We start from the raw sequence: 20,133 nt of genomic DNA on the forward strand, positions 1-20,133 counted from the left end.
TGGACCAGGATGAAAGCCGCACGTTTCGCCCTTCATCCTGGCAAAAATACTCCCGCCGGAGGCATCCGCCCTCTCCATCCGCGCCAGCGTCAGGAACAAGCAGCATGACCCCGCAAGAAGCCTCGATCAAATCCGCCGCCCTCTGCCGCCTCGCCCCGGTCATCCCGGTGCTGGTGCTGGACGATCTGTCCTTCGCCCGCCCGCTGGCCGAAGCGCTGGTGGCCGGTGGCCTGCCGGTGCTGGAAGTCACCCTGCGCACCCCTGTCGCACTGGACGTAATCCGCGCCATGGCCGAGGTGCCGGGCGGCGTGGTGGGCGCAGGCACGCTGCTGACCCCGGCTGATGTGAAGGCGGCCAAGGCCGCAGGCGCCACTTTCGGCGTCTCGCCCGGCGCCACCGACCGGCTGCTGGATGCCTGCGAGGAATACGACCTGCCGCTGCTGGCCGGGGCCGCCACCTCGACCGAGGTCATGGCCCTGCTGGAACGCGGCTACACCGTGCAGAAATTCTTTCCGGCCGAGGCCAATGGCGGCGCCCCGGCGCTGTCAGCCATCGGCGCGCCGCTGCCGCAGGTCAGCTTCTGCCCGACCGGCGGCATCAGCCTCGCCAAGGCGCCGGATTATCTGAAACTGCCGAATGTGCTGTGTGTCGGCGGCAGCTGGGTGGCGCCCAAGTCGCTGATGCAGGCGGGCGACTGGGCCAGCATCACCAAGCTCGCCGCCGAAGCCGCCGCCCTGCCGCGCTGATCCGATCCGCGCCGCCTATTCGGCAAACCGCCCGGCGCGGCCGCCCCGGCGCCGCGCGGGCGGCGGGGCCTCCAGCGCCGCGTGCAACACGCCGGTCATCGGATGATCCGCCCGCCCGGCGCCGTAATGCGCGATCAGCGCCGCCGCTGCCGCGGGCACTTCCACCCCAACCTTCAGGCTCAGCGCCCAATCCACGAAGATCGAGCGGCATTCCTCTGCCGTGATCCCCTCGATCGCATAGCTTTCGCGCACCAGCCCTTTCGGGTCCGCCTCTTCAAGCTGCATCGCCCGCTCCTTCCAATCGTGCCGCGATCACCGCCGCCGCCGCCTCTGCCGCCGCCTCCAGCCGCGCCGTCAGCGCAGCACCATCCTCGGCCCCCGTTTCGCGCACCAGAAAAGCCCGGCCACCCTCGCCCAGCCGGTCCAGCTCCAGCGTTCCATCGGTCAGCAGCCGCGCCCCGGCCTGCAGGCGCCACATCACCCTGTAGGCGTCCAGCAAGATCCGCTCGTCCGAAAGCGACAGGAAACCGCTCTTCACCCCCGCATGGATCTGCCGCTCCACCTGCCGCGCCGGATCGGCGGCGCGCAGGGCCGCCGTCTGCGCCAGCAGTTCGATGTCCATCAGCCGCCCCGCGCCGTTCTTCGCCTCCCACGATCCCGCCGCAGGCTTGGCCGCCTGCAACCGCCCGCGCATCGCCGCCACATCCGCCAGCACGCTGGCCCCGCCCGCCTTGGCCGTCAGCACCGCGCGCCGCACCGCCTCCACATCCGCAGCCAGCCCCGCATCGCCCGCCAGCACCCGCGCCCGTGTCAGCGCCAGATGTTCCCAGGTCCAGGCCTCCTCCATCTGATAGCTGCGGAACCCTTCGATCGAGGTCGCCACCGGCCCCTGCCGCCCCGAGGGGCGCAGCCGCATGTCCACCTCATACAGCCGCCCCTCCGGCATCTGCGCCGTCAGCGCCGTCACCATCGCCTGCGTCAGCCGCGCGAAATAGGGCCGCGCCGCCAGCGGCTTCGGCCCCGTGCTGACCTCCACCCCCTGCGCGTCATAGATCACGATCAGATCCAGATCCGACCCGGCATTCAGCCGCCCCGCGCCAAGGCTGCCCATCCCCAGCACCACCGCGCCGCGCCCCGGCGCCGGGCCATGGCGGCGGGCAAATTCCGCCTCCACCACCGGCCACAGCCCGGCCACCATCACCTCGCCCAGATCGGCATAGCATTTCGCCGCCTCGAACGCGTCGATCAGCCCGCGCAGATGATGCACGCCCACGCGGAAATGCCATTCCTTCATCCAGCGCCGCGCCGCATCCAGCTTGCGCTCGTAATCGGGAACGTCGATCAGTGCGGTCGCCAGCCCCGCCCGCAACTGCGCCACCCCCGGCCAAGGCGCCCAGAATGACCCGCCGATCACCGCATCCAGCACCCCGGCATTGCGGCTCAGATAGCGGGCCAGCGCCGGGGTCGTTCCGGCAATATCGACAATCAGGTCGATCAGCACCGGATTGGCCTCGAACAGCGAAAAAAGCTGCACCCCCGCGGGCAGGCCCTTCAGAAACCCGTCCAGCGCCAGCAGCGCCTCGTCCGGGTTGGCCGCTTTCTGCAAGGCCTTCAGCAGCGTGGGGCGCAGCCGCTTGAAGATCTGCACCGCCCGTTCCGACCGCAGCGCCGGATAGGCGCGCCAGCCGTCCACAATGCCCCGCGCGGTGTCCGAAAGCTCCGGCCCCTCTTCCGCCGCCCCCGGCGCGAAAAACCCCTCGGCCAGCCGGTCTGTCCGCGCCAGCCGGTCGCGCAGATCGGCTCGAAACCGCGCCACATCGGTTTCACCGCAGAAATACGCGATCCGCGCCACGCCGTCGGGGGTCACCGGCATCTCATGGGTCTGCGCATCCAGCACCATCTGCAAGCGATGCTCGATTTCCCGATGCGCGCGATAGAGGTCGGTCAACTCCGCCGTCACCGGCTCGGGCACCCAGCCCTTCGCCGCCAGCGCCGCCAGCCCGCCCACCGTCGTGCGGTCACGCAGATCGGGGTCGCGCCCGCCTGCGATCAACTGCCGCGTCTGGGTGAAGAACTCGATCTCGCGAATCCCCCCCACCCCCAGCTTCATGTTGTGCCCCTCGATCACCACCGGCCCATGCAGCCCGCGGTGGTCGCGGATGCGCAGCCGCATGTCATGGGCATCCTGAATCGCCGCGAAATCCAGATGCTTGCGCCAGACAAACGGCGTCAGCGCCCGCAGGAACCGCGCGCCCGCCGCAAGGTCGCCCCCTGCCGGACGCGCCTTGATATAGGCCGCCCGTTCCCATGTGCGGCCCTGCGCCTCGTAATAGGCCTCGGCGGCGGCCATCGAGATGCAGACCGGCGTCACGCTGGCATCGGGCCGCAGCCGCAGATCGGTGCGGAACACATAGCCCTCGCCGGTGATGTCCGACAGGATCGAGGCCATCTTGCGCGTCACGCGAATGAACCCGGTCCGCGCCTCCTGCCAGTCCGCCCCATAGCGCTCCTGATCGAACAAACAGATCAGATCAATGTCGGACGAGTAATTCAGCTCGCCCGCGCCGCCCTTGCCCATGGCCAGCGCCACCATGCCGCCCGCCGTTTCGGCATCCTCGGGCCGTTGCCCCGGCAGCTTGCCCCGGCGAATCTCCTCGGCGACCAGCCGTTTCAGACACAGATCCACCGCCAGATCGGCCAGCCGCGACAGCGCGCCGGTCACCGCCTCCAGATCCCAGACGCCACCCAGATCGGCCAGCCCGGTCAGCAGCGCCACCCGCCGCTTCGCCTGCCGCAAGCCCGTGGGCAACTGATCCACCGGCAGCTCCGCCAGCGGCGCGAACACCGCGTCCAGCGTCCCTTCGGGCGCCCCGGCCAGCGCCGCGCGCAACCACTCCGCCTCGCGCCCCATCAGCCCGCGCAGATAGGGCGAACAGCCCGCCGTCCCCGCCAGCAGCCCGCGCAGCTCTGGCGCCAGATCGGCAAATTGTCCCGCCACATCCGCCCCGGCAGCGGCATCAAAGGCAATCGGAGAGCGGTTCAGGCGCGAGGCGAAATCAGCATGTGTCATGCGCCGACCATGCCGCCGCCCCCCGCCGCCGTCAACGCCCCCCGGATTGCCCCACACAGCGACCACTCCCCCCTTCTTCTTTGCAAAAATACCCGCAGGGGGTGAATTGGCCGCAGGCCAAGAGGGGGCGCGCGCGCCCCCTCGCTTCCCCTCCGCCCCAGAACCCGCTATCCCGGTTGCGCAAAACCGGAGCCGCCCATGTCCAAAAGCCTCGCCCGCGTCATCGCCGCCCTGCAGGCCGCAGGCATCGCCAGCACCCCGCTGGAAATGGCCGCCGAAACCCGCACCGCGCCCCAAGCCGCCGCAGCGGCGGGCTGCGCGCTCGACCAGATCGTGAAATCCATCCTGTTCGCGGGCGAAACCTCTGGCCGGCTGTTCCTGTTCCTCACTGCCGGCGGCAATCAGGTGGACCCGGCGAAAGCCTCCGCCCTTGCCGGCGAATCCCTGGGCCGCGCCGATGCAAGGCAGGTGCGCGCCGTCACCGGCTTTGCCATCGGCGGCGTCAGCCCGATTGGCCACCTGACCCCCAGCCCCGAGTTTTTCGATCCCCGCCTGCTGGATTTCCCGCAGGTCTGGGGCGCCGCAGGCACGCCGCGCCACATCTTCCCCATCGCGCCGCAAGACCTGCTGCGCCTCACCGGCGCCACCCTCGCGCCCTTCACCGCCTGACCCTTGACCTGAAAGATACCTGATGGTATCTTTCAGCATGTCCAACGCACACCGCCGCCCCAAAACCCCCGATCAGACCCGCCGCGCCCTCCTGGATGCGGCGGCCCGCCTTGGCATCGAAAGCGGCTTTGCCGCCGTCTCCCTGCCTGCCGTGGCCGAGGCGGCGGGCGTCACCAAAGGCGCGCTGTTCCACCATTTCGGCTCCAAACAGGGCCTCGTCGCCGCCGTCTGCACCGACCTGCTGGATCAGATCGACGCCGAACTGGAAGAAGCCCTCGGACAAGACAGCGGCGGCTACGGCACCTTCACCCGCGCCTATGTCACCTGCACCTTCGCCCCCCAAGGCGCCACCTCGCCCTGGTCCTCGCTGTCGCTCTCGGCCATCACCGACCCAGATCTGGCCGCGATCTGGTCGCGCTGGATGACCGGCCGCCTGACCCGCCACGCCGAAACCGATGCCTTCCCCGAGCTGGAGATCGTCCGCCTCGCCACCGACGGCTACTGGCTCGCCAATCTTCAGCACATGGACCCGGGCACCCGCGCCGCGCCCGCCGACCTGCACGCCCGCCTCCTCGCCCTCACCCGCAAGGCTTCCTCCGCATGACCCCCTTCGCCACCTATGCCATCCTCGCCCTCGCCATCGCCGCCGAGGTTGCGGGCACCTCGCTCCTCGGCCTCAGCCAGCAATTCACCCGGCTCTGGCCGACGCTGGGGCTGGCGCTCTGCTATGGCTTTTCGTTCTACTGCCTGTCGGTCGTGGTGCGGCACCTGCCCATCGGCATCGTCTATGCGGTGTGGAGCGGCATGGGCATCGTGCTGATCGCCGGTGTGGGCTACGTCCTGTTCCGCCAGACGCTCGACACCTGGGCGGTGGTCGGCCTTGGCCTGATCCTGTCGGGCGTCGTGGTGATCAACACGCTGTCCAGCAGCGTGCAGCACTGATCCGCCCCCTTCCGGCAAAAATGTAAATTTGTTTTACATCGGCTCTTGAAGCCGGGCCCTGCCATGCGCATCTCCCTCAATGTGAAACGCCTTTACATGAACCCGCAAGCAGGAGACCGCCCATGACCCCCGCCTTCCCCGCCGCCGTGACAGGCGGCCCCCGCAACCCGCTGCGCCGCGCCGCCGACTGGCTGGACGACCGTGGCAAACCCGCCTGGATCGCCGCCGTGGTGCTGGGCTTCATATTTGTCTGGCCCGTCGGCCTCGCCATCCTCGCCTATATGATCTGGAGCAAACGCATGTTCAGCAAATCCTGCGCCCAACGCCGCGCCGAATTTTCCGCCCACCGCTTCGGCGGGGCCTATCGCAGCTCCGGCAACTCGGCCTTCGACGCCTACAAGACCGAAACCCTGAAGCGTCTGGAAGATGAACAATCCGCGTTCGAAGGCTTCCTGCAACGCCTGCGCGAAGCCAAGGACAAGCAGGAGTTCGACCGTTTCATGGACGAACGCGCCCACAAGGCCGCCGAACCCGCCACGGTTGAAGACCCCGCACCCCGCACCTAAGTGATAACCCGGGGGGCCAGACGGCCCCCCACCCATCCCCTGCCACAGGAACCCGCCGATGTTCGCCCTCTCCGCCCCGAACCTCCCTGACCCGGAGCGCCATGCCGAATTCTACGAGGGCGTCGCGTTCAAGCGCGGCCTCGCCTGGCTGGCCGATACGATCCTGATCGCGCTGATCACCGCGATCATCGTGCCCTTCACCGCCTTCACCGCGCTGTTCTTCCTGCCCTTCCTGTTCCTGTTCATCAGCTTCACCTACCGGGTGCTAACGTTGGCAAACGGCTCCGCCACGCCGGGGATGCGGCTGATGAACATCACCTTCCTCACCCGCTATGGCGAGCGGTTCGACTTTGCGACCGCCTTCCTGCACACGCTGGGCTATACCCTGTCCATCGGCACGCTTCTGGTGCAGATCGTCTCGGTGTTCCTGATGTTCACCTCGTCGCGCGGTCAGGGGCTGACCGACCATGTGCTGGGCACTGTGGCGATCAACCGCCCGCGGTGAAAACTGCATGAATTTTTCGCAACAGGGCGCTTGGCGACAGGCGCCCCGCTTGCTAACCTCAGGCGCAATCCACCCTATTCCCGTTCAGGTCATGCGCCACACGCTCCCCATCGCGCCGCAATTCTATGTGACGGCCCCGCAGGCCTGCCCCTATCTCGATGGGCGGCTGGAGCGGAAGCTGTTCACCTCGCTGCAGGGCGAACATGCGCAGAAACTGAACGACACGCTGTCGAAACAGGGCTTCCGGCGCAGCCAGAATGTGCTCTACCGCCCGTCCTGCGCCGAATGTTCCGCCTGCCTGTCCGCCCGCATCCGCGTTGCCGATTTCCAGCCCAGCCGCACGCAGAAGAAACTGCTCAAACGCAATGCCGACCTGCGCCGCAACGCCACCTCGCCCTGGGCCACAGAAGACCAGTATGCCCTGTTCCGCCGCTATCTCGATACACGCCACGCCGATGGCGGCATGGCCGACATGGACATTTTCGAATTCGCCGCGATGATCGAGGAAACCCCGATCCGCTCGCGCGTCATTGAATACAGCCGCCCCGCCCAGCCGGGCGAACACGGTCGCCAGCTTGCCGCCGTCAGCCTGACCGATGTCTTCGATGACGGGCTGTCGATGGTCTACAGCTTTTACGAACCCACCATGCAGGCCCGCAGCCTTGGCGCCTATCTGATCCTCGATCACGTCGAAATCGCACGCGAGGCGGGGCTTCCCTACGTCTATCTCGGCTACTGGGTGCCGGGCAGCCGCAAGATGGGCTACAAGGCCGGCTACAGCGCACTGGAAATCTACAAGGCTGGCGCCTGGCAGGATCTGGGCGATCCCGCCGACCACCGGGCCGAACTGCATCCGCTGTCGGTCGATCCCATCGCCGAACAGGTTGCCCGCATCGCTTTGCCCGAAGCCCGCCCCCGGCAGGACTAGGCCACAGCCCCGCCCCCCACAGCCCGCCCCGCGCCTGCGCCCGCCCCTTCATCCTGGCAAAAATACTCATCTTGCCCCCGCCGCCGCCCCGCAGAGGCGCCGGACAAAGGCGCCTGCCCGCGCCTCTTGCCGCGCATCCGGCACCGAATCCCCGGCTGATTTTCCGCTTCATGCGCCAGAAACCCCAAAACCCGCAACTTTCAGAAACCTTTCACGCCACCTGCGACATTTTATTGCAAAATTTGCCATTGACGCCCCGCGCCGCCGCTCATAATGTCCGCCCCAGTCGAGGCAAGCCCCAAGGGTGAAGAAATGCGTGAGCTTCTTGTCATCGTAGAGGAATGGCGCATGGGCCGGTAACGGTTGACCATCAGGTTCCCCATGCGCCCCCGAAGGAAACTCCGGGGGCTTTTTGTTGCGCTAACGGGCCGCAATGCGGCGGCGAAAAGGACGGAAGATATGACCAGGGCGGATAAAGGTTTGATGACCGGCGCACAGATGATCGTGCAGGCGCTGAAGGATCAGGGGGTTGAGGTCGTCTTCGGCTATCCCGGCGGCGCCGTCCTGCCGATCTATGATGCGATCTTCCAGCAGAACGACATCCGCCATGTGCTGGTGCGCCACGAACAGGGCGCCATCCACATGGCCGAAGGCTATGCCCGCTCCACCGGCAAGCCCGGCGTGGCGCTGGTGACCTCTGGCCCCGGCGCCACCAATGCGGTGACCGGCCTGACCGATGCGCTGCTCGACTCCATCCCGCTGGTGGTGCTGTCGGGCCAGGTGCCCACCTTCATGATCGGCACCGACGGCTTTCAAGAGGCCGATACCGTCGGCATCACCCGCCCCTGCACCAAGCATAACTGGCTGGTGAAGGATACCGAGAAGCTGGCCGAAACCCTGCATCAGGCCTTCCACGTCGCCACCTCGGGCCGCCCCGGCCCGGTGCTGGTGGACATTCCGAAGGACGTGCAGTTCGGCGAGGCGCTCTATTCGCCGAAAGAAAAGATCCGCACCCATTACCAGCCGAAGGTGAAGGGCGACATCGACCAGATCACCCGTCTGGTGGAGATGATCGAGAAAGCCGAACGCCCGGTGTTCTATACCGGCGGCGGCGTGATCAACTCCGGCCCCGCCGCCAGCCAGTTGCTGCGCGAGCTGGTGGAGGCGACCGGCTTCCCCATCACCTCCACCCTGATGGGCCTGGGCGCCTACCCGGCCTCGGGCAAGAACTGGCTGGGGATGCTGGGGATGCACGGGCTCTACGAGGCCAACCTCGCCATGCACGGCTGCGATCTGATGATCAACATCGGCGCCCGCTTCGATGACCGCATCACCGGCCGGGTCAAGGATTTCAGCCCGACCTCGGCCAAGGCGCATATCGACATCGACCCCTCGTCGATCAACAAGGTGATCCGCGTCGATGTGCCGATCGTGGGCGATGTCGGCCATGTGCTGGAAGACCTGCTGCGCGTGTGGAAATCGCGTGGGCGCAAGGTGAACAAGGACGGGCTGGCCAAGTGGTGGAAACAGATCGCCGAATGGCAGGCCGTCAACTGCCTTGACTACAAGAACAGCGAAAAGACCATCAAACCGCAATACGCCCTGCAACGGCTGGAAGCGCTGACCAAGGGGATGGACCGCTACATCACCACCGAGGTCGGCCAGCACCAGATGTGGGCCGCGCAGTTCCTCGGCTTCGAGGCGCCGAACCGCTGGATGACCTCCGGCGGGCTGGGCACCATGGGCTACGGCCTGCCCGCCTCGATCGGCGTGCAGATCGCCCATCCCGAAGCGCTGGTGATCAACGTCGCGGGCGAGGCGAGCTGGCTGATGAACATGCAGGAAATGGGCACCGCGATGCAATTCCGCGCCCCGGTCAAGCAGTTCATCCTGAACAACGAACGCCTCGGCATGGTGCGCCAGTGGCAGGAACTGCTGCATGGCGAACGCTACAGCCATTCGTGGAGCGAGAGCCTGCCCGATTTCGTGAAACTGGCCGAGGCCTTCGGCTGCAAGGGCATCCGCTGTTCCGATCCGAAGGATCTGGATGACGCGATTATGGAGATGATCCGCTATGACGGCCCGGTGATCTTCGACTGTCTGGTGGAAAAGCACGAGAACTGCTTCCCGATGATCCCGTCGGGCAAGCCGCATAACGAGATGCTGCTGGGCGAGGCCGACACCCAGGGCGTGATCGGGGCCAAGGGCGCCGTGCTGGTGTAACGCCCGCCCCATGTGAGACCCCGGGGGACTTTGCGTCCCCCGGACCCCCTGCAGGATATTTTCAGACAGAAAATGAAAGTGAGAGGCGCATGTCCGCACTCAACATCAAACGCGGCTCGACGAGCCATTCCGCCTATGACCTGCGCGATCCCTATGCCGAGGTGATCGAAACCCATACGCTGGCCGTGCTGGTCGATAACGAAAGCGGCGTTCTGGCCCGGGTGATCGGGCTGTTTTCCGGGCGCGGCTACAATATCGACAGCCTGACCGTCGCCGAGGTGGATCACGAGGGGCACCGCTCGCGCATCACCATCGTGACGCGCGGCACGCCGCAGGTGATCGAACAGATCAAGGCGCAACTGGGCCGTCTGGTGCCGGTGCACGAGGTGCATGACCTGACGGTGGAAGGCCCCGCCGTGCAGCGCGAACTGGCGCTGATCAAGGTGTCGGGCAAGGGCGAGGCGCGGATCGAGGCGCTGCGTCTGGCCGAGATCTTCCGCGCCAATGTAGTGGACAGCACGCTGGAAAGCTTTGTGTTCGAAATGACCGGCCTGCCCGACAAGATCGACGCCTTCGCCGAACTGATGCGCCCGCTGGGCCTGCGCGAAATCGCCCGCACCGGCGTCGCCGCCCTCGCCCGCGGCGTGTGACCTGACGCCGGTTATCCGGGGCACCTTCCCTCCCCCTGCAGGGGGAGGGTCAGGGAGGGGGTAATACCCCCACCACCCGCAGCCCATGGCCGGCCCCCTGCGCTTTCCCCTCTCCCCTCGGGGGAGAGGGTCAGGGTGAGGGGGAACCCGGCAAGCTGAGGGGGAGCCCCCCTCAAACCCCGCGAAACTGCGGCTTGCGCTTTTCCAGAAACGCCGCCACGCCCTCGCGGAAATCGGCACTCCGCCCCATCTCGCCCTGCAACCGCGCCTCCAGCGCCAGTTGATCCGGCAGGCTGTGGCCCGGCGCCGCACGCAGCGCCTGTTTCACCGCCCGGTAAGCCGCTGTCGGCCCCTGCGCCAATTGCCCGGCGCGTTCGGCCACCCGCGCGGCAAAGGTCTCATCCGCCACCGCCTCATAGATCATGCCCCAGCTTTCCGCCTGCCGCGCGCTGATCTTGTCGGCAAAGAGGCAAGCCCCCATCGCCCGTGCCATGCCCACCTGACGCGGCAGCCACCAGGTGCCCCCCGCATCCGGGATCAGCCCGATCCGCGTGAAGGCCTGCACGAAACTGGCGCCCTCCGCCGCGATCACCACATCCGCCGCCAGCGCCAGATTGGCCCCGGCCCCCGCCGCCACGCCATTCACCGCCGCGATGGTCGGCACCGGACAATCATAGATCGCGTGCAGCAGCGGCTCATATTCCTCGCGCAGCACCTGTTCCAGCTCGATCTCGCCCACAGCCGCCGCATCGCCCAGATCCTGCCCCGAACAGAAGGCCCGCCCCGCCCCGGTCAGCACGATGACCCGCGCCCGCGCCTCGGCAATCCGCATCGCCGCCAGCAGTTCCGCCCGCATCCGGCTGGACAGCGCATTCATCACCTCCGGCCGGTTCAGCGTGATCGTGGCAATGCCCCCGGCCTCGGCCAGCGTGATCGTGTCAAATTCCATCCCGAACCTCCTCGTTTGCGCCAGCCTAGCGGGACGCAGCCGACAGGAAAGCGGAACGGCACGTCACTCCTTCAGGATTTCCGCCAGCCGCGCCTCTTCTTCCGCCGTCAGCGCCGCAGGGGCTGCCTGCCTGCGCCGCCGCACATAGGCCAGCGCCAGCCCGCCGCCGATCAGCAGCATCCCCGGCCCCGCCCCCCAGAGCAGCAGATTGGAGCCGCGGGTATCGGGCCGGAACAGCACATATTCGCCGTAGCGGTCCACCACATAGTCCAGCACCGCCGCGTCGCTGTCGCCCGCCACCAGCCGCTCGCGCACCAGCAGGCGCAGATCGCGCGAGATGTCGGCGTTGGAATCGTCGATGTTTTCCGACTGGCAGACCGGGCAGCGCAGCATCTGCGAAATCTCGCGCGCCCGCGCCTCCAGCGCCGGATCGGGCAACACCTCGTCGGGCTGCACGGCAAAGGCGGGAGCGGCCAGCAGGCTCAGACAGAAGGCAAGGATCAACCGCATCACGCTCACTCCGCCGGAACCGCAGCGGCGCTGCGACGCGCCCCTGCCGCCACCCGATAGCGCCGGTCGGTCAGCGACAGCAGCCCCCCCAGCGCCATCAGCCCGGCGCCGATCCACAGCCAGTCGGCCATCGGCTTCCAATAGGCGCGCACGGCATAGCCCCCGGCCTCCTGCTTGTCACCGATCACCAGATACAGATCGCGCCACAGCCCCTGATCAATCGCCGCCTCGGTCGTCGGCATCGCCTGCACCGGATAGACCCGCTTTTCGGGATACATCACCGCGATCACCTGATCGCCCTGGCGCACCACCATCTCGGCCCGGGTGGACAGGTAGTTCGGCCCCTGCAGCTCCTCGACCTTGCTCAGCGTCACATCCAGCCCGTGCAGCGCAAAGCTTTCGCCCAGTTGCACCACCTTGATCTGCTCGGTGGACCAGGCATTCATCGCCGCCACCGCAAAGATCGTGACGCCCAGCCCGGCATGGGCGGTCGCCTTGCCCCATTCGGCCCGCGGCAGCCGCGCCATCCGGCCCAGCCGCACGGCAAGGCCCATCCGGCCCGCGCGCTGCCACAGATCGGTCAGCGCCCCCAGCACCACCCAGGCGCCCAGAGCAGCCCCGATCGGCCCCAGCGCCGAGCGCCCGGTCTGCATCGCCCAGACCAGCGCCCCGCAAGCCAGCGCCAGCAGCAGCGCCGGCATCAGCGAGGGCATCACCCGGCCAACCTGAGCCCGCTTCCACGGCATCATCGCGCCAATCGGCAGCACCACCGCCAGCGCCACCATGAAGGGCGAAAACGCCGCGTCAAAGAACGGCGCCCCGACGCTCAGTTTGCGCGCCCACAGCAGTTCGGCGATCAGCGGCCAGATCGTGCCGATGAACACCACGAAGCTCGCCACCGCCAGCAGCAGGTTGTTCACCACCAGCGCGCTTTCGCGGCTGACCATGCCAAACACCCCCTTCGCCTCCATCACCCCGGCGCGGAAGGCAAACAGCGTCAGCGCGCCGCCCATGAACACCGCCAGAATCAGCAGGATGAACACGCCGCGCTCCGGGTCATTGGCGAAGGCATGGACCGAGGTGATGACGCCCGAACGCACGATGAACGTGCCGATCAGGCTGAAGCCAAAGGCGAGAATCGCCAGCAGGATCGTCCAGGCCTTCAGGCTTTCGCGCTTTTCCACCACAATGGCACTGTGCAACAGCGCCGCGGCGATCAGCCAGGGCATGAACGAGGCGTTTTCCACCGGATCCCAGAACCAGAACCCGCCCCAGCCCAGCTCGTAATAAGCCCACCAGGACCCCAGCGCGATGCCGATGGTCAGGAAAATCCACGCCGCCAGCGTCCAGGGCCGCACCCAGCGCGCCCAGGCCGCATCCACCCGCCCCTCGATCAGCGCCGCCACCGCGAAACTGAACGCCATGCTCAGCCCGACATAGCCGAGGTAGAGGAACGGCGGATGGAAGGCGAGCCCCGGGTCTTGCAGCAGCGGGTTCAGGTCATCGCCATTCAACGGCGGATCGGCCAGCCGCAGGAAGGGGTTGGAGGTGAACAGCAGAAACGCCAGAAACGCCACGCCGATCATCCCCTGCACCGCCAGCACCCGCGCCCGCAGCGTCTGCGGCAGGTTATTGCCGAACAGCACCGCACAGGCGCCGAACAGCGCCAGAATCAGCACCCACAGCAGCAAAGACCCCTCATGGTTGCCCCAGACGCCCGAGATCTTGTACAGCATCGGCTTGTCGGTATGCGAATTCAGCACCACCAGCCGCAGCGAAAAGTCCGAGGTGACAAAGGCATAGGTCAGCGCCCCGAAAGCCACCGCGATCAGCAGCAGTTGCACCACCGCCGCAGGCTCGCCCACCGCCATCCACGCGCCCCAGCGCTTCTGCGCCCCCACCAGCGGCACCGTGGATTGCACCACCGCCACCGCCAGCGCGAGCACCAGCGCGAAATGCCCAAGCTCTACAATCATCCGCGTCTCCCTGTTCACGCGCCAGTCTAGGCCAAAGCCGCCCGCCCCGCCATGGGCCGAAAGTCCCCCGCGCGCCGATGTCGCAAGCCGCCCAGGTGCGGCGCAGGTGGACCGCGTGCAAAGGGGGCTGTCTGCCCCCCTCGCCCGTTCCGGGCTCACCCCCCGAGGATATTTGAGAACAGAAAATGAAAAGCGGGCCTATGCCATTTTCTGTTCTCAAATATCCTCAGGGGGTGAATTGGCCAAAGGCCAAGAGGGGGCGCGAGCGCCCCCTTCCTTCTTACTTCCGCCCCGCCTTGCGCGTGGACAGCAGCAGATTGGTTTCAGAGGTCGTCACCCCCTCGATGCTGCGGATGCGGTGAATCACCTCGTCCAGTTCCAGCAGGGTCTGTGTCGCCAGTTCCACGATCAGATCCCATTTGCCATTGGTGGAATGCACCGCCATCACCGCCGGAATCCCCGCCAGCCGCGCCATGATGCGTTCGCCGCCGCGCCCCTCGATGCCGATCATCATCAGCCCGCGCACCGGCGCCGCCGTCACATCGGCCCGCGTCACCACGGTGAAGCCCGCAATTTCGCCCCGCGCCGTCAGCCGCTCCATCCGCGCCCGCACCGTCGCCCGGCTCAGCTCCAGCCGCTCCGCCAGATCCGACAGCGCCGCCCGCCCGTCGCGCCGCAACTCGGCGATCAGCCGTTGATCCACATCGTCCATACCGGCAATTCCCCCAACCGCATTGCGCAAATCATGTTACAAAACGATCATAATGCCGATGGAACCTGCCGCAAGCCGCAAACATCCTTACCCCAACAGGAGACGCAAATGACCCAGACCATTCTCATCGGTGCGCCGGTCGATAGCGGCCAGCGCCGCCCCGGTTGCCTCATGGGCCCCGCCGCCTATCGGGTGGCCGGTCTTGCCCGCATGATCGCCGATCTTGGCCATGGCGTGACCGATTGGGGCGATGTCGCCCCCGTCACCGTGGCCCCGGCCCATTGCCCCAACCCCGCCGTCGATCAACTGCCCGAAACGCTGGGCTGGACCGAGATTCTGCGCGAAAAGGTCGAGGACGCCTTGGCGCAGGATGCCATGCCGATCACGCTGGGCGGCGACCATTCGCTGGCGCTGGGCACCGTGGCGGGCGCCGCCGCCCATGCCCGGCGCATCGGGCGGCCGCTGTTCCTGCTCTGGCTTGATGCGCATAGCGATTTTCACACGCCGCTCACCACCACTTCGGGCAATCTGCACGGCACCCCCGTGGCCTATATCGCCGGGCGCGAGGGGTTCGAGTCCTTCCCGCCCTTTCCGGCCCCGATCCCGGCGCAGCGCATCTGCCTCTATGGTATCCGCTCGGTGGACCCGGCCGAACATGCCGCCCTGCTGCGCCATGACATCGCCATCAACGACATGCGCGTGCTGGACGAGCGCGGCATCGTCGCGCCCTTGCGCGAATTCCTGACCGCCGTGCGCGAGGCGGGCGGGATGCTGCATGTCAGCCTGGATGTCGATTTCCTCGACCCGTCGATCGCGCCGGCCGTCGGCACCACCGTGCCCGGCGGCACCACCTTCCGCGAGGCGCATCTGGTGATGGAGCTGTTGCACGAATCCGGCCTCGTCACCTCGCTGGATCTGGTGGAACTGAATCCCTTCCTCGACGACCGTGGCCGCACCGCGAAGCTGATGGTCGATCTCGTCGCCTCGCTGATGGGCAAGAAGGTCTTCGACCGGCCCACCCGCAGTTTTGCTTGAAAGCTTGCCATGACCCAGCCATCCCGCCAAGCCTTTGTGCCTTTTGTCAGCGTTGACAACATGATGCGCCTTGTTCTTCACATCGGCATCGAACAGATGATGGTCGATCTCGCCGCCGAGATCGAAGCCGATTTCCGCCGCTGGCCGCTGTTCGACAAGACCCCGCGCGTCGCCTCGCATTCCGATGTGGGGGTGATCGAACTGATGCCCACCTCCGACGGGCAGACCTATGGCTTCAAATATGTGAACGGCCATCCGTCGAACATGAAGAAAGGGCTGCAAACCGTTACCGCCTTTGGGCTTCTGGCCGATGTGGCCACCGGATATCCGCTGATGCTCAGCGAGATGACGCTGCTGACCGCGCTGCGCACCGCCGCCACCTCGGCGCTGGCCGCCAAATGGCTGGCGCCGCAAGGCGCCACCACCATGGCGATGATCGGCAACGGCGCACAGTCCGAATTTCAGGCGCTGGCCTTCAAGGCGATCTGCGGCATTTCAGAGGTCCGACTATTCGACATTGACCCCGCCGCCACCCGCAAATGCGCCGCCAATCTCGCGGGCCTCGGGTTGCGCGTGGTGCCCTGCGCCACGGCGCAAGAGGCGATCCTTGGCGCGCAGATCCTGACCACCTGCACCGCCGACAAGCAGAATGCCACGATCCTGACCGACAACATGGTGGGCAGCGGCGTGCACATCAACGCCGTTGGCGGCGATTGCCCCGGCAAGACAGAGCTGCACCGCGACATCCTGCTGCGCGCTGGCATCTTCGTCGAATACCCGCCGCAAACCCGGATCGAAGGCGAGATCCAGCAGCTTGCCCCCGACCATCCGGTGACCGAGCTGTGGCAGGTCATCGCCGGTCAGGCCGAGGGGCGCCATGACCCGCGCCAGATCACCCTGTTCGACAGCGTGGGCTTCGCCATCGAGGATTTCAGCGCCCTGCGCTATGTCCATTCGCGGCTGCGCGGCACCGGATTCTATCAGGATCTCGACATGATCGCCGACCCGGACGACCCGCGCGACCTGTTCGGGATGCTGCTGCGCGCGCAGGCCGCCTGAGCGTTTTGCGCCGCACTGATGCTGCACCGGGGGTGTACAGGGGGTGCCGCCTTGTCACCCCCCCTCAATGCAGCCGGAATTCCCCCACCACATTGCGCCACTCGCCCGGCCCGATCAGCTTGCGATGGGTGAAGCGGACCGAGTGCAGCGGCCCCTCGATCTTTTCCTGCCAGAATTCGATGAAGTTGAACAGTTTGGGATAATCTGGTGCAAGATCATACTCTTGCCAGATGAAGCTGTTCAGCACATTGCGAAAATCCGGCATCCGGTAATACAGCTCGGCCGTGGTCAGCCCATAGCCTTTCAGCATCAGTTCCGTATCGCGGTGCTCCATAAGATACCTCCGTGGTTTCTTCTTGTAGAATCAGGATGCCAAAAATCCGTTATTAATCAATGAAAACAGTGTGTTGTCACTCATTCGCCACGGCTGCCAATCGCGCCCGCGATGCGCGGTTGCACCCCATATCCGCGATGGTCTATAGTGCTGCCAACTACATCTTGGGGCCTCTGACACCCCGCAGAAAAGAAGGCGGCCTCCGTGACCGACCAGCCGGAAGACACTGAAAACATGGAAGAAAAACCGCGCAGCACCTATACGGGGCCGCAGGTTTCCATCGAGGCCGAGATGAAGACGGCCTATCTCGATTACGCGATGAGCGTGATCGTCAGCCGTGCGATCCCCGATCTGCGCGACGGGTTAAAACCTGTGCATCGGCGTATTCTTTACGCAATGTCGGAAACCGGCAACACCCATGACAAGGCCTATCGCAAGTCTGCCCGTCCGGTGGGCGATGTGATGGGGAAATACCACCCGCATGGCGATAGCGCGATCTACGACGCGCTGGTCCGCATGGCGCAGCCCTTCAGCATGTCGCTGAAACTCCTTGATGGACAAGGAAATTTCGGCTCCATGGATGGCGATAACGCCGCCGCCATGCGCTATACCGAAGTGCGGATGGACAAGCCCGCCGCCTTCCTTCTGGCCGATATCGACAAGGATACCGTCGATTTTCAGGACAATTATGACGGCAAGGACAAGGAACCCACCGTCCTTCCGGCGCGATTCCCCAACATGCTGGTGAACGGTGCGGGCGGTATCGCGGTCGGCATGGCGACCAACATTCCGCCGCACAATCTGGGCGAGGTGATCGACGGCTGTCTGGCGATGATCCAGAACCCCGACATCTCGACCGAGGCGCTGATGGAGATCATTCCGGCGCCCGATTTCCCGACCGGGGGCCATATCCTGGGGCGTTCGGGTGCGCGCAAGGCTTATCTAGAGGGGCGTGGTTCGGTCATCATCCGCGCCAAGACCCGCATCGAAGAGATCCGCAAGGATCGCTGGGCGATCATCCTCGACGAGATTCCCTATCAGGTGAATAAAGCGACGATGATCGAAAAGATCGCCGATCTGGTGCGCGAGAAGAAGATCGAGGGCATCTCCAACATCGCCGACGAATCCGACCGGATCGGCGTGCGCGTGGTGATCGAGTTGAAGCGCGACGCGACGGCGGATGTGGTGCTGAACCAGTTGTTCCGGTTCTCGCCGATGCAAACCACCTTCGGCTGCAACATGCTGGCGCTGAACGGCGGTCGCCCAGAACAATTGACGCTGCGCGATTTCCTGAGCCATTTCATTACCTTCCGAGAAGAAGTTGTGGCGCGCCGCACCGCGTATGAACTGCGCAAGGCGCGCGAGCGCAGCCATATCCTGTGTGGCCTGGCCGTTGCCGTGTCCAACGTGGACGAGATCGTGGCGACCATCCGCTCCTCCGCCGATCCGGCCGAAGCGCGCGAACGGCTGATGACCCGGCGCTGGCCTGCCCATGACATCGTGGCCTATATCCGGCTGATCGACGACCCGACCCACAAGGTCAATGACGACGGCACCTATAACCTGTCGGAAACCCAGGCCCGCGCCATCCTGGAACTGCGCCTGCAGCGCCTGACCGCGATGGGTGTCAAAGAGATCACCGACGAACTTGAAGAACTGGCTGCAAAGATCAAGGATTACTTGGAAATTCTTGGGTCTCGTGACCGGATCATGGCGATCATCTCGGACGAGCTGACCGAGGTGAAGACCCAGTTTGCCATTCCGCGCCGGACGGAAATCGTCGATTGGGCCGGCGATATGGAAGACGAGGATCTGATCGAGCGCGAGGATATGGTCGTCACCATCACCTCCGGCGGTTATATCAAGCGCACCCCGCTGGCCGAATTCCGTGCGCAGAACCGGGGCGGCAAGGGCCTTTCGTCGATGGCGACGAAAGAGGATGATGTGGTGACCACGCTTTTCGTGGCCAACACCCACACCCATCTGCTGTTTTTCACAACAGATGGAATGGTTTACAAGCTGAAATGCTGGCGGCTGCCTTTGGCCGGTCGCACGGCCAAGGGCAAGGCGATCGTCAATATCCTGCCGATCGAGCAAGGCGTTTCCATCGCCGCGCTGATGCCGGTGGACGTGCCGGAAGCGGAATGGGACGATCTGCAGATCGTCTTTGCCACCTCGGACGGCGATGTGCGGCAGAACGATCTGTCGGATTTCACCAATGTGAAGCGCAACGGCAAGATCGCCATGAACCTGCCCGAGGGCGTTTCGCTGGTGAATGCGGCCATTGCGGACGAGAATGACGACGTGATGCTGGTCACGGCGGGCGGGCGGGCGATCCGCTTTTCTACCACCGAGATTCGCGTGTTCAAGAGCCGCGGTTCGACCGGCGTGCGCGGCATCCGGCTTGCCGAGGGTGACAAAGTGGTCTCCATGGCGATCATCCGCCATTTCGAGGCCAATCCCGAAGAGCGGGAGGCCTATCTGAAACAGCGCCGCCTGATGGCCGGGGCGCCGGATGAAGAGGTTGAAGCCGACGATGAGGAAGAGGCGGTCGCCATCGGCCAACTCTCGCCCGAGCGCTATGCCGCGATGTCGGCGGCCGAGGATCTGATCCTGACAATTACATCAGGAGGGTCTGGTAAGCTCAGCTCCAGCCATGATTATCCGGTGCGGGGCCGTGGCGGCATGGGCGTGAAGGCGATGGATGGGGCGATGCGCGGCGGCAAGCTGGTGGCCTCGTTCCCGGTCGATCTGTCGGATCAGATCATGCTGGCTACCTCCACCGGCCAGTCGATCCGCGTGCCGGTGGATCAGATCAGCTTCCGTTCGCGCGGGGCGGGCGGCGTGCGGGTGTTCAATGTCGGCGCCGATGAAGAGGTCGTCTCGGTTGCGCGCGTGGCTGAACAGGGGCCCGATCAGGCAGATGAGTGATCTTGAGGCGCGGCTGGCCCTGCTGGCCGCGCAAGGCCAGACCATCGCCTATGGCGCGCTGGCCCGCGAATTGGGCTGGCGCGTCGCCGATCTGACGGCCGCGCTGGAACGGCTGATGGAACAGGACGCGGCGGCCGGAAAACCCCTGCGCGCCGCCCTATGCGAGGCACGCCTGACGCCCGGCCTGCCGGCACGCGGTTTTTTCGACAAGGCCGCGGCGCTGGGGTTCAGGTTCGGTGATCCGGTGGAATTCGTGGCCGCACAACGGCTTTTGCTGCGCAGTTAACCTTCGCGCAACGGATCTGTGGTTCAACAGGGGCAGGAGGAG

The 20,133-nt window shown here is 66.0% G+C and carries 21 protein-coding genes; 13 read left to right on the top strand and 8 right to left on the bottom strand.

Features of this window, described 5'->3' with window-relative positions; all coding sequences use genetic code 11:
- Positions 1–104 precede the first annotated feature (104 nt).
- Positions 105–746 carry a bifunctional 4-hydroxy-2-oxoglutarate aldolase/2-dehydro-3-deoxy-phosphogluconate aldolase gene (eda, locus tag BMX43_RS04230; RefSeq protein ID WP_091297482.1) on the top strand — a complete coding sequence of 214 codons (642 nt, stop codon included), beginning with the start codon at positions 105–107 and terminating at the stop codon, positions 744–746.
- Between the two features lie 15 nt (positions 747–761).
- Here eda and BMX43_RS04235 read toward each other — a convergent pair whose 3' ends face one another.
- Entirely contained in the window at positions 762–1,031 is a 270-nt protein-coding gene (locus BMX43_RS04235) for a hypothetical protein (RefSeq protein WP_091297485.1), read from the bottom strand.
- A complete protein-coding gene (locus BMX43_RS04240) occupies positions 1,021–3,816 on the bottom strand; it encodes a [protein-PII] uridylyltransferase family protein (RefSeq protein ID WP_091297489.1) in 2,796 nt (931 codons plus the stop codon). Before BMX43_RS04240 ends, BMX43_RS04235 begins: the two co-directional genes overlap by 11 nt.
- Before the next feature lie 198 nt (positions 3,817–4,014).
- Between BMX43_RS04240 and BMX43_RS04245 the strand changes: the two genes are divergently transcribed.
- From BMX43_RS04245 to BMX43_RS04275, 7 genes are all read left to right on the top strand, one after another.
- Positions 4,015–4,485, top strand: a complete 471-nt coding sequence (locus BMX43_RS04245) for a YbaK/EbsC family protein (RefSeq protein WP_091297492.1) — start codon at positions 4,015–4,017, stop codon at positions 4,483–4,485.
- A 37-nt stretch (positions 4,486–4,522) separates the two neighbouring features.
- Positions 4,523–5,089, top strand: a complete 567-nt coding sequence (locus BMX43_RS04250; protein WP_091298958.1) for a TetR/AcrR family transcriptional regulator — start codon at positions 4,523–4,525, stop codon at positions 5,087–5,089.
- Positions 5,086–5,427 carry a DMT family transporter gene (locus BMX43_RS04255; RefSeq protein WP_091297495.1) on the top strand — a complete coding sequence of 114 codons (342 nt, stop codon included), beginning with the start codon at positions 5,086–5,088 and terminating at the stop codon, positions 5,425–5,427. Before BMX43_RS04250 ends, BMX43_RS04255 begins: the two co-directional genes overlap by 4 nt.
- Before the next feature lie 122 nt (positions 5,428–5,549).
- Positions 5,550–5,993 carry a DUF2852 domain-containing protein gene (locus tag BMX43_RS04260; RefSeq protein WP_091297499.1) on the top strand — a complete coding sequence of 148 codons (444 nt, stop codon included), beginning with the start codon at positions 5,550–5,552 and terminating at the stop codon, positions 5,991–5,993.
- A gap of 58 nt (positions 5,994–6,051) precedes the next feature.
- Positions 6,052–6,498, top strand: a complete 447-nt coding sequence (locus BMX43_RS04265) for an RDD family protein (protein ID WP_091297503.1) — start codon at positions 6,052–6,054, stop codon at positions 6,496–6,498.
- 91 nt (positions 6,499–6,589) lie between these two features.
- Positions 6,590–7,426, top strand: a complete 837-nt coding sequence (locus BMX43_RS04270; RefSeq protein ID WP_091297507.1) for an arginyltransferase — start codon at positions 6,590–6,592, stop codon at positions 7,424–7,426.
- A 459-nt stretch (positions 7,427–7,885) separates the two neighbouring features.
- Complete coding sequence (locus tag BMX43_RS04275) at positions 7,886–9,649, top strand: acetolactate synthase 3 large subunit (protein WP_091297510.1); 1,764 nt, start codon at positions 7,886–7,888, stop codon at positions 9,647–9,649.
- A 61-nt stretch (positions 9,650–9,710) separates the two neighbouring features.
- On the opposite strand, the gene BMX43_RS20490 is transcribed toward BMX43_RS04275, so the two are convergent.
- Complete coding sequence (locus BMX43_RS20490) at positions 9,711–9,758, bottom strand: hypothetical protein (protein WP_425431781.1); 48 nt, start codon at positions 9,756–9,758, stop codon at positions 9,711–9,713.
- Here BMX43_RS20490 and ilvN point away from each other — a divergent pair.
- Positions 9,739–10,299: an acetolactate synthase small subunit gene (gene ilvN / locus BMX43_RS04280; RefSeq protein WP_091297512.1), complete on the top strand. Its 561-nt coding sequence runs from the start codon at positions 9,739–9,741 to the stop codon at positions 10,297–10,299. The genes BMX43_RS20490 and ilvN overlap by 20 nt on opposite strands.
- Positions 10,300–10,471: 172 nt before the next feature.
- Here the strand turns inward: ilvN and BMX43_RS04285 are convergent, their stop codons facing one another.
- The 4 genes from BMX43_RS04285 to BMX43_RS04300 all read right to left on the bottom strand — a co-directional run bounded on the left by BMX43_RS04285 (position 10,472) and on the right by BMX43_RS04300 (position 14,446).
- Positions 10,472–11,248, bottom strand: coding sequence for an enoyl-CoA hydratase-related protein (locus BMX43_RS04285; RefSeq protein ID WP_091297515.1), 777 nt, complete (start codon positions 11,246–11,248; stop codon positions 10,472–10,474).
- A gap of 63 nt (positions 11,249–11,311) precedes the next feature.
- Complete coding sequence (locus tag BMX43_RS04290; RefSeq protein ID WP_091297518.1) at positions 11,312–11,758, bottom strand: cytochrome c-type biogenesis protein; 447 nt, start codon at positions 11,756–11,758, stop codon at positions 11,312–11,314.
- A gap of 5 nt (positions 11,759–11,763) precedes the next feature.
- Complete coding sequence (locus BMX43_RS04295; RefSeq protein WP_091297521.1) at positions 11,764–13,734, bottom strand: heme lyase CcmF/NrfE family subunit; 1,971 nt, start codon at positions 13,732–13,734, stop codon at positions 11,764–11,766.
- Between the two features lie 280 nt (positions 13,735–14,014).
- Positions 14,015–14,446, bottom strand: coding sequence for an Lrp/AsnC family transcriptional regulator (locus tag BMX43_RS04300; protein ID WP_091297524.1), 432 nt, complete (start codon positions 14,444–14,446; stop codon positions 14,015–14,017).
- A 108-nt stretch (positions 14,447–14,554) separates the two neighbouring features.
- Between BMX43_RS04300 and rocF the strand changes: the two genes are divergently transcribed.
- Positions 14,555–15,481: an arginase gene (gene rocF / locus BMX43_RS04305; RefSeq protein WP_091297528.1), complete on the top strand. Its 927-nt coding sequence runs from the start codon at positions 14,555–14,557 to the stop codon at positions 15,479–15,481.
- 9 nt (positions 15,482–15,490) lie between these two features.
- Entirely contained in the window at positions 15,491–16,540 is a 1,050-nt protein-coding gene (locus BMX43_RS04310; RefSeq protein WP_091297531.1) for an ornithine cyclodeaminase, read from the top strand.
- A 64-nt stretch (positions 16,541–16,604) separates the two neighbouring features.
- Here BMX43_RS04310 and BMX43_RS04315 read toward each other — a convergent pair whose 3' ends face one another.
- A complete protein-coding gene (locus BMX43_RS04315) occupies positions 16,605–16,874 on the bottom strand; it encodes an usg protein (RefSeq protein ID WP_091297535.1) in 270 nt (89 codons plus the stop codon).
- Positions 16,875–17,108: 234 nt separating this feature from the next.
- Here BMX43_RS04315 and gyrA point away from each other — a divergent pair, with 234 nt between their 5' ends.
- The gene (gyrA, locus tag BMX43_RS04320) at positions 17,109–19,805 is read left to right on the top strand and encodes a DNA gyrase subunit A (protein ID WP_091297539.1); all 2,697 of its coding nucleotides are present in this window, start codon (positions 17,109–17,111) and stop codon (positions 19,803–19,805) included.
- Positions 19,798–20,091 (top strand): hypothetical protein, encoded by a 294-nt coding sequence (locus tag BMX43_RS04325; RefSeq protein WP_091297543.1) that lies wholly within the window; start codon positions 19,798–19,800, stop codon positions 20,089–20,091. The genes gyrA and BMX43_RS04325 overlap by 8 nt, the downstream gene beginning before the upstream one ends.
- The last annotated feature ends 42 nt before the right edge of the window (positions 20,092–20,133 follow it).

It is taken from the genome of Gemmobacter aquatilis (genome assembly GCF_900110025.1).
Classification (GTDB): Bacteria; Pseudomonadota; Alphaproteobacteria; order Rhodobacterales; family Rhodobacteraceae; genus Gemmobacter; species Gemmobacter aquatilis.

What these genes read in the sequence shown, in the direction of transcription:
- eda (WP_091297482.1), top strand. Translation starts at nt 105, where the DNA reads ATGACCCCGCAAGAAGCCTCGATCAAATCCGCCGCCCTCTGCCGCCTC.
- BMX43_RS04235 (WP_091297485.1), bottom strand. Translation starts at nt 1,031, where the DNA reads ATGCAGCTTGAAGAGGCGGACCCGAAAGGGCTGGTGCGCGAAAGCTAT.
- BMX43_RS04240 (WP_091297489.1), bottom strand. Translation starts at nt 3,816, where the DNA reads ATGACACATGCTGATTTCGCCTCGCGCCTGAACCGCTCTCCGATTGCC.
- BMX43_RS04245 (WP_091297492.1), top strand. Translation starts at nt 4,015, where the DNA reads ATGTCCAAAAGCCTCGCCCGCGTCATCGCCGCCCTGCAGGCCGCAGGC.
- BMX43_RS04250 (WP_091298958.1), top strand. Translation starts at nt 4,523, where the DNA reads ATGTCCAACGCACACCGCCGCCCCAAAACCCCCGATCAGACCCGCCGC.
- BMX43_RS04255 (WP_091297495.1), top strand. Translation starts at nt 5,086, where the DNA reads ATGACCCCCTTCGCCACCTATGCCATCCTCGCCCTCGCCATCGCCGCC.
- BMX43_RS04260 (WP_091297499.1), top strand. Translation starts at nt 5,550, where the DNA reads ATGACCCCCGCCTTCCCCGCCGCCGTGACAGGCGGCCCCCGCAACCCG.
- BMX43_RS04265 (WP_091297503.1), top strand. Translation starts at nt 6,052, where the DNA reads ATGTTCGCCCTCTCCGCCCCGAACCTCCCTGACCCGGAGCGCCATGCC.
- BMX43_RS04270 (WP_091297507.1), top strand. Translation starts at nt 6,590, where the DNA reads ATGCGCCACACGCTCCCCATCGCGCCGCAATTCTATGTGACGGCCCCG.
- BMX43_RS04275 (WP_091297510.1), top strand. Translation starts at nt 7,886, where the DNA reads ATGACCAGGGCGGATAAAGGTTTGATGACCGGCGCACAGATGATCGTG.
- ilvN (WP_091297512.1), top strand. Translation starts at nt 9,739, where the DNA reads ATGTCCGCACTCAACATCAAACGCGGCTCGACGAGCCATTCCGCCTAT.
- BMX43_RS04285 (WP_091297515.1), bottom strand. Translation starts at nt 11,248, where the DNA reads ATGGAATTTGACACGATCACGCTGGCCGAGGCCGGGGGCATTGCCACG.
- BMX43_RS04290 (WP_091297518.1), bottom strand. Translation starts at nt 11,758, where the DNA reads ATGCGGTTGATCCTTGCCTTCTGTCTGAGCCTGCTGGCCGCTCCCGCC.
- BMX43_RS04295 (WP_091297521.1), bottom strand. Translation starts at nt 13,734, where the DNA reads ATGATTGTAGAGCTTGGGCATTTCGCGCTGGTGCTCGCGCTGGCGGTG.
- BMX43_RS04300 (WP_091297524.1), bottom strand. Translation starts at nt 14,446, where the DNA reads ATGGACGATGTGGATCAACGGCTGATCGCCGAGTTGCGGCGCGACGGG.
- rocF (WP_091297528.1), top strand. Translation starts at nt 14,555, where the DNA reads ATGACCCAGACCATTCTCATCGGTGCGCCGGTCGATAGCGGCCAGCGC.
- BMX43_RS04310 (WP_091297531.1), top strand. Translation starts at nt 15,491, where the DNA reads ATGACCCAGCCATCCCGCCAAGCCTTTGTGCCTTTTGTCAGCGTTGAC.
- BMX43_RS04315 (WP_091297535.1), bottom strand. Translation starts at nt 16,874, where the DNA reads ATGGAGCACCGCGATACGGAACTGATGCTGAAAGGCTATGGGCTGACC.
- gyrA (WP_091297539.1), top strand. Translation starts at nt 17,109, where the DNA reads ATGGAAGAAAAACCGCGCAGCACCTATACGGGGCCGCAGGTTTCCATC.
- BMX43_RS04325 (WP_091297543.1), top strand. Translation starts at nt 19,798, where the DNA reads ATGAGTGATCTTGAGGCGCGGCTGGCCCTGCTGGCCGCGCAAGGCCAG.